Origin of the sequence: Paraglaciecola sp. MB-3u-78, from assembly GCF_002835935.1 — a bacterium.
GTDB lineage: Bacteria > Pseudomonadota > Gammaproteobacteria > Enterobacterales > Alteromonadaceae > Paraglaciecola.
This window is the reverse complement of sequence record NZ_PJCF01000004.1, coordinates 26,276-38,406: the sequence shown is the minus strand read 5'-3', so window position 1 is coordinate 38,406 and position 12,131 is coordinate 26,276. Positions and strand designations below refer to the sequence as shown.

Annotated in this window: 13 protein-coding genes; 7 read left to right on the top strand and 6 right to left on the bottom strand. The window is 41.2% G+C overall.

Going from position 1 to position 12,131, the window contains the following annotated elements:
- The first annotated feature begins 1 nt into the window (after window position 1).
- The 5 genes from CXF95_RS06910 to CXF95_RS06890 are packed head-to-tail and all read left to right on the top strand — an operon-like array spanning window position 2 to window position 4,123.
- Window positions 2–604 (top strand): membrane integrity-associated transporter subunit PqiC, encoded by a 603-nt coding sequence (locus CXF95_RS06910; RefSeq protein ID WP_101198015.1) that lies wholly within the window; start codon window positions 2–4, stop codon window positions 602–604.
- 9 nt (window positions 605–613) lie between these two features.
- Window positions 614–1,702 (top strand): sensor domain-containing diguanylate cyclase, encoded by a 1,089-nt coding sequence (locus CXF95_RS06905; RefSeq protein ID WP_101198014.1) that lies wholly within the window; start codon window positions 614–616, stop codon window positions 1,700–1,702.
- Between the two features lie 48 nt (window positions 1,703–1,750).
- Entirely contained in the window at window positions 1,751–3,553 is a 1,803-nt protein-coding gene (locus CXF95_RS06900; protein ID WP_101198013.1) for an ABC transporter ATP-binding protein/permease, read from the top strand.
- On the top strand, window positions 3,546–3,761 hold the full coding sequence (locus CXF95_RS06895; protein ID WP_198556519.1) for a DUF3820 family protein: 216 nt from the start codon (window positions 3,546–3,548) through the stop codon (window positions 3,759–3,761). Before CXF95_RS06900 ends, CXF95_RS06895 begins: the two co-directional genes overlap by 8 nt.
- A complete protein-coding gene (locus CXF95_RS06890; protein ID WP_101198012.1) occupies window positions 3,761–4,123 on the top strand; it encodes a hypothetical protein in 363 nt (120 codons plus the stop codon). The genes CXF95_RS06895 and CXF95_RS06890 overlap by 1 nt, the downstream gene beginning before the upstream one ends.
- A 105-nt stretch (window positions 4,124–4,228) precedes the next feature.
- Here the strand turns inward: CXF95_RS06890 and CXF95_RS06885 are convergent, their stop codons facing one another.
- From CXF95_RS06885 to CXF95_RS06865, 5 genes are all read right to left on the bottom strand, one after another.
- On the bottom strand, window positions 4,229–4,684 hold the full coding sequence (locus CXF95_RS06885; protein ID WP_101198011.1) for a hypothetical protein: 456 nt from the start codon (window positions 4,682–4,684) through the stop codon (window positions 4,229–4,231).
- Window positions 4,685–5,042: 358 nt separating this feature from the next.
- On the bottom strand, window positions 5,043–5,390 hold the full coding sequence (locus tag CXF95_RS06880; RefSeq protein ID WP_101198010.1) for a Fis family transcriptional regulator: 348 nt from the start codon (window positions 5,388–5,390) through the stop codon (window positions 5,043–5,045).
- Between the two features lie 22 nt (window positions 5,391–5,412).
- The gene (locus CXF95_RS06875) at window positions 5,413–5,694 is read right to left on the bottom strand and encodes a pyrimidine/purine nucleoside phosphorylase (protein WP_101198009.1); all 282 of its coding nucleotides are present in this window, start codon (window positions 5,692–5,694) and stop codon (window positions 5,413–5,415) included.
- 100 nt (window positions 5,695–5,794) lie between these two features.
- Entirely contained in the window at window positions 5,795–6,061 is a 267-nt protein-coding gene (locus CXF95_RS06870; protein WP_101198008.1) for a hypothetical protein, read from the bottom strand.
- Window positions 6,062–6,147: 86 nt separating this feature from the next.
- Window positions 6,148–6,606, bottom strand: a complete 459-nt coding sequence (locus tag CXF95_RS06865) for a hypothetical protein (RefSeq protein ID WP_157828097.1) — start codon at window positions 6,604–6,606, stop codon at window positions 6,148–6,150.
- A gap of 131 nt (window positions 6,607–6,737) precedes the next feature.
- Between CXF95_RS06865 and CXF95_RS06860 the strand changes: the two genes are divergently transcribed.
- Entirely contained in the window at window positions 6,738–7,469 is a 732-nt protein-coding gene (locus CXF95_RS06860) for a dienelactone hydrolase family protein (RefSeq protein WP_101198006.1), read from the top strand.
- Between the two features lie 154 nt (window positions 7,470–7,623).
- Window positions 7,624–7,992 (top strand): hypothetical protein, encoded by a 369-nt coding sequence (locus tag CXF95_RS30450; RefSeq protein WP_232787695.1) that lies wholly within the window; start codon window positions 7,624–7,626, stop codon window positions 7,990–7,992.
- 600 nt (window positions 7,993–8,592) lie between these two features.
- Here CXF95_RS30450 and CXF95_RS06845 read toward each other — a convergent pair.
- The gene (locus tag CXF95_RS06845; RefSeq protein WP_101198004.1) at window positions 8,593–11,901 is read right to left on the bottom strand and encodes a PAS domain S-box protein; all 3,309 of its coding nucleotides are present in this window, start codon (window positions 11,899–11,901) and stop codon (window positions 8,593–8,595) included.
- Window positions 11,902–12,131: the final 230 nt, after the last annotated feature.

Sequence of the window (12,131 nt, the reverse complement as noted above, 5' to 3'; positions counted from 1 at the left end):
CATGAAAATAGTCTTTATTTTATTAACTTTGGCTTTATTGGCGAGCTGTACATCAAAACCATTGATGGTGAAATATTATTTATTACATACGCCAGAAAACAAGATTTCAAACACCAGTAATCAAGTAAAACCCATAGTTATATTGCAAATGGTGGATGTCGCCGAATATTTAAATCAGTCTGGCTTGGTCATGCAGGTAGACAAGTATCAATTATATTACTCACACCAAGATGTGTGGGCTGAAAAACTGCAATCTTCATTTTATAAAGCGCTACTTAATGATCTCAATACAACAGGCCAGCGAGAATACGTGGTATATAATTCACCCAACGCGGTATTTGCCTCAGCTAGCATTAAGGTCGAATTAGAGCATTTCCATGCCACAGACAATTCAAGTGTTGTCAGTTCTGGACGATATTGGTTATCTATAGAGGATCCTAAGACGGCTAAAAACGAAGAGCGTGCTACATCAAGTCATGCCTTCTTTTTTAAATCAGATTTACAGAAAGATGGCTATGCCCATGCAGTTGAAAAACTGAGAATGTTGATTAACAATCTAGCCAAACAAATAGAAAAGGATATTGCGGCTTTGCCGAATAATTAGATGTAGTTTATGGATTTTAAAAGGCTGATTAAAAATTATTTAAATACTGGCGTAGTGCAATCAAGTGATACAGAGGCAAATCAACATATTTTTGTTGCCAATTTGTTTGGTTTTATAGGTTACAGTATCACTTTCCTGATGGGTGTTAGTGCATTTATTAGGCAAGATAGATTGATTGGTATTGTATTGCTGATTGCCAGTCTGCTGTTTTTTAGTTCACATCTAATTCTTCGCTCCAAGCGTTTTGCCAACCCTTACAAATTCTCAGCAAATTTATTGACGATCTCACTTATGTTGTTGATGATTTACCTAGTGTTCACCGGAGGAGTGAATGGTACAGGTCCGTTGTGGATTTATATCGTGCCGCCAGTAGCGTTATTTTTTGGGGGGATGCGCAAAGGCACTCGAAATATTGGCTTATTTGTTTTGATTATTAGTGTTTTGATGTTTTATCCGAATGATGAATGGCTTGCCACGTCTTACACCTTTGAATTTAAGTCTAGATTGATCTATTCGTTTTTAACCGTTTCATGCTTATTTGCGTTTTACGAGTATGTTAGACAAAACTCATTTAATCGGATCCAAGAGATGAGTCAAAAGTTCGAAAGGCAGGCCATGGAAGATCCTTTGTCAGGGCTATTGAACCGCCGCGGAATGCGAGAGAAGTTACAAAATGAATTTGAACGAAGCCAACGCTACAACAATGATTTAACTGTGATGATGTGTGATATCGATCATTTCAAAGCCGTCAACGACCAATATGGTCATGATAAAGGCGATGAAATAATCAAAAGCTTGGGCACTATTTTTAAATCTGGACTGCGTAAACAAGACTCGCTGGCAAGATGGGGCGGCGAAGAATACTTATTTTTGTTACCTGAAACCAATGGCAACCAGGGGATGCAATTGGCAGAAAAACTCAGAAGCCAAATTGAAAAAAAACCCTATACACAAGACGATAAAATCTTCAGTATTTCGATTAGTATTGGATTACATCAAATTGCTGCAACTGATACGATTAACCAAGCAATCACAAAAGCAGATACCAACCTTTATAAAGCCAAGGAACAAGGGCGAAATCGCTGCATTATTAGCTAAATCCTAGACAAAAAACGAAATGAATACCTAAGGTAAAACACTCAACTCATGCGATCTAATCGACATCCAATTAATGACGACACCCCAATTAACTGGCGTATATTTTCTCAGTTATGGCCTTATTTAACTGAATTTAAACTGAGAGTAGGACTTGCTCTGCTTTGTTTAATTGCCGCCAAAACCGCTAGTATTTATCTGCCGTTTATCCTCAAGTATACCGTTGATGAACTGAATGCAGAACGCGCGCCCGACGCTATAATACTGGTGCCTTTTGGCTTAGTAGCAGCCTATGGGATGCTACGTTTAGCTAATGTATTGTTTGGCGAGATAAGAGACACCCTTTTCGGACGAGTAACCGAGCGAGCTATGCGCCGTTTAGGTTTACAAGTGTTTCGTCACTTACATAATCTAGATTTAGATTTTCACCTCAACAGGCAAACAGGTGGACTATCTAGAGACATCGAGCGCGGCACCAGCGGTATCAGTTTTTTAATGCGCTTTTTAGTTTTCAATATTGTACCAACGTTATTTGAAATAGCCGTTGTTGTTGGCGTATTGTTCTACAACTATGGGGTAAGTTTTGCACTGATAATTTTGGTTTCGGTGGTCGTTTATATAGGTTTTTCAGTCAGAGCAACGGACTGGCGCACTAAGTATGTACGGGAAGTTAATCAAGCAGATTCCAGCACTAGCTCAAGAGCCATTGACAGCTTACTGAACTACGAAACGGTTAAGTATTTCAATAACGAAAATTACGAAGCAAACAGATATGATGTTGACTTAACCAACTGGGAAAACGCACGACGTAAAAACCGCTTGTCGTTGTTTGCATTAAACGGTGGTCAAGCGTCGATTATCGCGATTGCAATGACCAGTATGATGGCATTGGCCGCCTATAACGTTGCACAGGGAAAAATGACCATCGGTGACTTTGTATTGATCAATGCCTTCACCATGCAGATTTTTATGCCATTAAATTTTTTGGGCTTTGTTTACCGAGAAATACGGGGTTCGTTAGCTAATATAGAAAATCTATTTAACCTATTAGATAAACAGCCTAATGTGCCGATAGATGAAAGTGCCAAAGACTTAGAAATTAGCCAAGGAAAAATAAGCTTTTACCAAGTGCAATTTAGTTATCGCCCCGACCGCACTATTTTGCACGATATTAGTTTTGACATCCTACCTGGGCAAAAAGTCGCAGTGGTGGGTGAAAGTGGTTCGGGCAAGTCAACTTTAGTTAAATTGTTATTTAGATTTTACGATTCTGCAAACGGCAGCATCAGTATTGACGGGCAAGATATCAGTAAGGTCAATCAACACTCATTGCGCAAGGCCATAGGTATTGTTCCCCAAGATACGGTGTTATTCAATGATACTATCTTTGAGAATATTCGTTACGGACGGCCAGATGCGTCTGATGCTGAAGTACAACAAGCCATTGACTTAGCCCATCTTCGCGCCTTTATCACCTCACTTCCAAATGGTGAGCAAACGTCTGTCGGTGAGCGAGGTCTTAAGCTCTCCGGTGGCGAAAAACAACGTGTCGCCATTGCTAGAACCATATTAAAGCGTCCGCCTATTATGGTTTTCGACGAGGCAACATCCTCTCTAGACAGTCAATCGGAACAAGCAATTTTGACTGCACTAAAAGAAATATCACAAGGCCACACGAGTCTCGTGATTGCACACCGCTTATCCACTATTGTCGATGCTGATAAAATTGTGGTGATGGGCAATGGGCGGATATTAGAGCAAGGTAGTCATCGTCAGCTACTAGACTTAAACGGCGCTTATAATCAGCTTTGGCAAACTCAACAAAATCAACATCACGAGTCAGACAATGGATAAACAAGCGCTCTTGGACGCAATTAATCAAACCATGCCTTTTGGAAAATACGCGGGTATAAAATTATTGCACTTACCTGAACCTTACTTAGTTTGGTTCAATAACAAAGGTTTTCCTGAGGGAAAATTAGGCCAGCAACTCGCATTGATGCATGAGGTTAAGGTTAATGGTTTAGAGCCCATGCTGGCGCCGCTGTTAAGAGACGATTAATGGGTTACCAGCACACACGGAAGCCTGTGAGAGACCGGCCAAAAACCGCCCAGCAAAGTAATATTGATAAACAAATTCTGTGTTTACATAAAGCTATGGCCGAAAAACTTATCGCTAACCAGCACTATATCCCGCAAGTGCTGGATACAATAGAAGCCCGTTACGAATGCGGTAAAATGCGTCATGGTGCTTATTTGTTTTGGTCGAGTTTGATGGAGCATATTCACCAACCAGAACTATTTATGGCAAGTCTTTTAGACAACGGCCCACAAACCACAAAATACCGTCGACAAACAGTGCTGATTGGCATATTAACGGAGAGAGAAAGAGAAGCAGTATTGGAAACAAAATTTACTCAATAATTTAGGATATTTCTTTCAGAAAAAGGCTAAACCATCCCAAGCACTGTTTCATTGCTTACGGAATGAGTAGTAAGAGAACGAGTTATTAATTTACTTTTCTTTTTACTAAAAAAACACCAAATACAAGCAATAATAATGAATATGCGGGGCGTCGACAACAGCAACATTCACAAGACTTGCCATGGTTTTTAAATCCGATTTAATGAGGAAAGTACCATAATAAAGCTTTTCAGCAGCACTTATGCCACTAGAATAATCGCTGTTAAATTCGCTCCCATAAATGTTTGCGCTACCACTTCGATTTAAATATGAGCCACCTGCACGAAGCAAACCATTCTCATCCGCATACAGGCCAAATGAGCGGGTCTGATAAGATTTATCCTCACCATTAACTGGAGTGCCAGCAACTGAGCCAAATAAATTTTGCCAGGCACTTGCTGCCGCATAACACGCTAAAGAGTTCGAGCAATTCTGTTCAAAATTGTATTTTATTCCTAAATTACCTGAAATAGTAATGTCTGGAAAAAAGGCATATACGATGAAATTCCCACGGTCAGTCAATCTGGTTTTTCATGGGAAATAAAAACCCACTACAGGTCATTTCACCCTTGTATTGTAATTTGATTGTCTCCCTCTGGGTCTCTTATTTTTGAACCGCATTATCCCTTAAAATAGTACATTAGGTACTCTCAAAAAAATGTTAGTTATGCCGAGATTGTCTTCAAGAGACGGGACGCTATCAAGTTATTGAGCTGCATCGTCCTACGTTAAATAGTAGATTGCTTGCATACTCTGAATTGCATTGATTGGGCGCTAGGTGCATTTGTGCTTATGGGGTGAGAAATAATCAGGTGTAAGCTATGTGCGACATCAATCCCAAAAATGGTTTAGTTAATTTCACCAAAATGAGTGATTGGCTCTAGTTCACAGCTAACCTGCGTTTCCAATCCCCATTATGTTCCAACCGACAGGCCTGTTCCGTATCAAAAAACACATGGCGCCGCGCATCTTTTAGCAAAACCCCAGCGTTGAATAATTGCTGTTGAATTTGCTTACGTAGCGCCTTATCTTGCTCGCTAACGAGCATTGAATTTAGTGAGTCAGACTGATCTAATACACAAGTGATCACTAAACTCCCTGGAAAGTTGGCATAATTGGCTGAGTGGGTTAACCACTCAAAACCAACTATGTCTTGTTTCGCATTCTCGCAAACAATCGTCAGTGCCTTTACCACATTATTATCTAATTTTTTGACGGTTTTGTTCATGTGTTCTGGTCTACCTAAACGATTAGCCGTAGATGCATAAATAAGCGGTGTTGCTTTTCACTTGCACCTTAAAACGTTGATCTGCTTCTATCGTAAACTGTTCATTCGGTCCAAAGGTCTGCCATTGTTCGCTGCCAGGCAATTGCACAGTCATAGCGCCACTGACTACCGTCATAGTTTCAAACTGACTCGTGGCGAACTCATACTCACCAATAGCCATGACTCCCATAGTTGCGGGTAACGTGTCGGTATCAAAAGCAATAGACTTCACTTTTCCATCAAAATATTCATTTACATCAAACATGCTATTTCTCATTTAAAATATATATTAACTTGGTGACTAATTTAGCAGTTTTTTGAACAGTAATAAGCCACCAACAACAGCTAATTTAGAAGCAAAAGAACTAGGATAAGTCCTGAGTATCATTTTCGTCTTTTGGTTCCCTGTCTCCTTCCTGTTGCTTTTTAGCCTCTTGTTTACGCTCTACCACTGCATCTATAGTGATTTTCGCACTAGGATCAGGCAAGATCATTTGAAAAAACAGGCCAAAAGCAATAGCTCCCGCTTTCCTGTTTTTTGCCCAACCCGTCATTTTTATACATAAGTAAATAAAGACAATAAAACACAACCAAGGCTTCATCAAATGCCATAAAACAATTAAAATATCCATCATATCTCTCAATAAATGGCTAGCCGATATGCAGCGAACCAAAATAATCTAACATTAGGCAAAAAATATTTGCCGATTAATAACGTTTAACTAAGAGAGATTGACGCGTCAGATTCATCGTTGTGAACCTGCATAAGATTGGAGATTAAAATAGGATTAAATTCAAAAGAGAGTTCAAGTTTCTGTAGGTATTTAAATGATGTGAATAACTTTTCTTGGTAATTTAGGCAAATAGCAGCGAAACATTCGAGCATAAACACTTGAAATGCATGTTCTACTTGTCGCTCTATTCCTGAAAGGTATTGGCGTTGCTGTTTAAGTTTTGTTTTTTGTTGAGATAAATAAGTTTGTTTTGATGAGCGATGTTGAATATAGATAAATCTATTATCAATACTCTTATCTATTAGGCTTGCACTGACTGCTTCAATATGAAGGATTCGTTTATCATTATACTCAGACTGAGTCTCACCGACTGAGTGCAACTGTAACGCCAAAAAACAGGCCGCAAAAAACAAGGTCAGAAATATTCCTAACCCACGATTCATAAATGACTGATATATACGACTTTCATAACAATGAAGTGTAGGCAGATTTAAAAAATACAAGCAATAAAATTTACCTCAATCAGGTCTTTATAATGACTGACCTGAATTTGCCGGACTTATTAAGGATAAACATGATTATTCAGTATCACATTAACGATATTCAAACTGAAACGGGCCTAATGCGTACATCGGTATTTCGCCCTTCAAAGGAAGGGAAATATCCGACTATTATCTTTTACTCAGAGATATTTCAACAAACCAGCCCTATCACTCGCAGTGCGCAAATATTGGCAAGTCATGGTTTTGTGGTGTTAGTACCTGAAATTTTCCACGAACTGAACCCACAGGGAAATGTTTTGGCTTATGACGATGCAGGGAAAGACAAAGGCAACGCAGATAAACTCACAAAACCCCTAGAGCATCATGACTCTGATACCCAAGCGATGGTTACTTTTATCCAACAGCAGACTTACTGCACAGATAAGGTGAGCGTGATGGGGGTGTGTATTGGTGGACACTTGGCTTTTAGGGCGGCATTAAATCAACAAGTAACGGCGGCTTTTTGTTTGTACCCCACCGATATCCATTCCAATACATTGCCTTGCACACTAGGCAATGACACTTTAACCAGAAGTATCGATATTCGCTGCCCTATGGTGTTGGTATTTGGTAAGCAAGACCCTCATGTTTCAGCAAAAGGGCGTACTCTGATCCACCAAACCCTCAGCCAAAATAAATGTGACTTCAGCTGGCACGAAGTGAACGCCCAGCATGCCTTTATGCGTGATGAAGGTGACAGATATGACGCAGCATTAGCCATACAAATGTATAAGATGGCGATTGATTTTTTCACCATACCTTAGGTTCATAAACTCATAATGACGGGATCACACACATTAAAATGGCTCAAACTAAGCATCTATATATTTTTAGTGGTTCACTCGTGTCGAATTCTGGCTGACAGAAGATCAATTTAAAGTACATGGGTTATCAGCTTTTAATGAAGAGCAAAACAAGATGCTACAAAGCTGGCTAACTCTGGGGGTGAATGCGACTCGTGCCACATTAGGTATTTACCCAACACCACTGTCATTGCACCTCTACCAAAAAAAATCCAATCAACCTGTACCTTGGGCTTATACAAGGAGAGGTGGAAAAGGCAGTGTACATTTTCATGTAGACACGCGTTTTGGTCTAACCAAATTTATTGACGACTGGACCCTTTATCATGAGCTTGCGCATATGGCCCTGCCCTATTTAGGCCCAGAATACCGTTGGTTATCAGAAGATTTTGCCAGTTTTATGCAATACCAGATTATGCTACAAGCTGGCGTATTAAAGGGTGACTTGAGCGAACATTATAGAAGAGGTACTTGCCTCACTTGATGCCGTGATAGAGGACAAGCTTTTTACTCACTTGATGGATGAATTCAAAAACGTCCCCGCTAAAAAGTTGTACCCTGAGGTTTTTAGTCAATAGACTAGCAGCACCTGAAGAACTGGCTGAGTGCTTTGTGCCTAGGCTGTGTGAAAAGTCGAATTCTTGAGGACCGGTGGAGAATTATTTCATCAAGTTATTACTTCTAATAGTTTTTACAACGCCTGTGCCATAAGGAGCCGTAGCGGTGACTCGAATAAACGGGTTTTAACGATGTCGTTTACCACCGTTTGGGAACCTGCTCTATTAAAATTAAATGAGGGCGAAAGTGGCTGCTTAGTTGAGTGGCTGAAATCCACTATTTTGATAAATGCTCCTCTGTTCAATAAATTAATTTTGCTACGGCCCCATCTATTACTCATAGCGGTAAGTTCACCCGCAAAGAAAGCCAGTTAAGAAAACAAGTTGAGGGATTGAACAAGAATATTGTGAAGCAAGCAACCCGACCCTTTTTTGCCCCATTTTCTTTGAAAATTGGGATGGTTCTATATCTTAAGTTACGTATAGTTGAATAAGTGGGTGCCCTTTTATCCGACCATAGATACCAATCAACGTAAACTAAGCAAAGCCTCAAATGCATCAATCGGCACCGGCCTACCGAACAAATAGCCTTGAAAGTGCAAACAATCATTGTCTATAAGTAGTTGTTTTTGCTCCTCGGTCTCAACCCCTTCAGCAATCACCTCCAAATTCAAACTATGCGCCATGGCGATAATCGTACTTACGATGGCTAGGTCGCTTTCGTCGACAACAATGTCGCGCACAAATGACTGATCTATTTTCAATTGAGATAAAGGTAGTTTTTTTAGATATTGCAGTGATGAGTAGCCGGTACCAAAGTCATCTAATGAGAACCGAACACCTATCTTGCTTAGTGTATTCATCTTATTAATAATGGAATCAATATCCTTGACCAACATACTCTCCGTCAGTTCTAGCTTGAGTTTTGTTGGGTCAATTCCGTTATGCTGTATCGCTTCCTGTAATTGTGTTACAAAGTTTGCTTGATGGAGCTGTTTGGCGCTAACGTTAACCGACAGTATAAAGTGTTTTCTATATGCATTTTTCTGCCAGACGGCGAGTTGGGCGCAAGCCGTCTCTAACACCCATTGTCCAATGGGTAAAATAAGCCCTGTTTCTTCTGCTAACGGAATGAATTGTATAGGTGGAATCATATTGCCTTCAGGATGCTTCCATCGGATTAAGGCTTCTGCTCCCAATGGATGACCCGAGCTATCTACCTGTATTTGGTAATTCAGCTGAAACTGTTGTTGCTCTATAGCTTGGCGTAAATCACGTTCCATATTAACGCGATTGGAGATGATCTCTTGCATTTTTGGGTCGTAGAAACGTATGGTATTACGTCCTTCCGCTTTTGCTTGGTACATAGCAATATCGGCTTGCTTGATGATGGTATCTAACCCTTTCTCATGATCACTAAATATCGTGGCCCCTATACTCGCGGTGCTGCGATGCTCATACGTACCCAGTTGATAAGGTAAGTTCAGTTCGTTCAATAATTTTTCAGCGATCCTTTTAGTTTGCGCTTCCGCTTCAATGGACAGTTCACTTAAATCTTCTAGTAAAACGACAAATTCATCGCCACCTAAACGTGCTACGGTATCACCTTTTCGTAAGCAGTTGCTGAGACGACTTGCCACCTGTTGTAGCAGAACATCACCCATATCATGTCCCAAGGTGTCATTGAGAGATTTAAATTGGTCAAGATCTAAAAACAGTACAGCGCCGCTTCTTCTTCTAGCAGCCAAGGCTTGTTTAAGTCTATCCATCAACAAGCGACGATTAGGTAGGTGTGTCAATATGTCATAGAACGCCAGAGTCTTGATTTCATCCGAGGCGGCTTTGCTCTCGGTAATATCGGTCAACGTGGCCACATAATTAGTGACAATGCCCTTAATATCCTTCACAGCCGTGACGCTTAGATGCTGTGGATAGATTTCACCATTCTTACGCTTAGCCATAGTTTCACCTGCCCACATGCCGGTGTTATTGATAATCTCCCACTTCTTGGTGTAGAAAGCTTTATCATGAAAATTTGACCTAAGCAGCTCATAATTTTGGCCTATAGCATCTTCAGATGTGTAGCTAGTAATCTTGGTGAAAGCTTTATTAACGCGTCGGATCACGGCATTGGCATCAGTGATAAACATGCCTTCTTGAGACTCGAAAATGGTGGCAGTTAAGGCCTGTTCTGCATCGCGTGCCGCGGCAAAAACACCTGCAACCTCACCATTTGCATTGTAGTACACACTGGCGTTATAGATTACGTCGGTGACCTTGCCTGATACATGACGTATCGCTAGCGGATAGTCTGTGACATAGCCTTGCGAAAATACTTGCTCGTAACCGTTACGGGCTTCTTCAGGATCGGTGAAGTAGTTAGCAAAGTCACTACCAATAAGGCTGGTACGCTCTGCACCCGTCACCTTCTCAGTCGCGATGTTCACGTCAGTAATCTTACCTTCGGCACTGATGGTGACCAATGGATCTAAGCTAGCTTCAATCAGGCTACGAGAATATTGCGAGGCGGTTTGCGTCGCTTCTTCTGCTCGTTTACGCTCAGTGACATCCCGTGCCGAGGCAAAAACTCCCAGCACATTGCCTTTGAGGTCTTTGTATACACTGGCGTTATAGAGTACGTCGGTGACCTTGCCTGATACATGACGTATCGCTAGCGAATAGTCTGTGACATAGCCTTCTGAGAATACTTGCTCGTAACCGTTACGGGCTTCTTCAGGGTCGGTGAAGTAGTTAGCAAAGTCACTGCCAATAAGGCTGGTACGGTGTGTACCCGTCACCTTCTCAGTCGCGGTGTTCACGTCAGTAATCTTACCTTCGGCACTGATGGTGACCAATGGGTCTAAGCTGGCTTCAATCAGGCTACGAGAATATTGCGAGGCGGTTTGGGTCGCTTCTTCTGCTCGTTTACGCTCAGTGACATCCCGTGCCGAGGCAAAAACTCCCAGCACATTGCCTTTGAGGTCTTTGTATACACTGGCGTTATAGAGTACGTCGGTGACCTTGCCTGATACATGACGTATTGCTAGCGGATAGTCTGTGACATAGCCTTGCGAGAATACTTGCTCGTATCCGTTACGGGCTTCTTCAGGATCGGTGAAGTAGTCAGCAAAGTCACTGCCAATGAGGCTGGCACGCTCTGCCCCCGTTACCTTTTCAGTCGCGGTGTTTACGTCAGTAATCTTACCTTCGGCACTGATGGTGATCAATGGATCTAAGCTAGCTTCAATCAGGCTACGAGAATATTGCGAGGCGGTTTGGGTCGCTTCTTCTGCTCGTTTACGCTCAGTGACGTCAGTCAGCGTAATGAGTAAGCTCGGCTTGTCATCAACCTCATTGCTTTTAGATTCTAAAAAAACATGGGAAGTCGAATTGTCTGCACTCTGCATTTTAAGTTCGCAATGCAATGATTCACCTGTTTTAAACGCAAGCATAATACGTAGATGCAAGTGGTCGCGGTCTTCGCAGCTGATATAGTGGGAGAAGGTACGACCAAGCAATTTCTTCCGAGGTTCACACAGCAACTCTGCACTAGAAAGATTCGCTGTGGTGATTACCCCTTCGTGGCTTACTGTAAGATAACTAACGGGGGAAAATTCATACAAATCTGCATAACGTTGTTTGGCATTTTCTAATTCAGCATGAGTACGTTGTAGCTCTTCGTTCTGCATCTCCAATGTAATTTGGTGTACTTGGAGTTCGTGCAGAAGTTCATCTTTGGCGGACAATACTACTGACTTGAACGGCAATTGGTTTGTGCTGGCCTCAGCCTCTTTTAGCAGCGGGTTTAGCTTTTTGGGATACTTTATAATTGACATTTTTAGATACACATCCTTTGAACATTTTGAGCTAAACAAATTTAAGGGAATTCCCTGTAGTTTTTATTGTAGGCAGCTAATGAATCATCCACCGCTAATAATACCATAAATAACCATAAAATAACCATAAATTCAACACAAAATGAACACAAATTAAACACGAAATCACTGAAAATTCGCACTTAAAACTCAGTAGAGTTTAAAGCGATAGCATAATAAAGAAACGAACG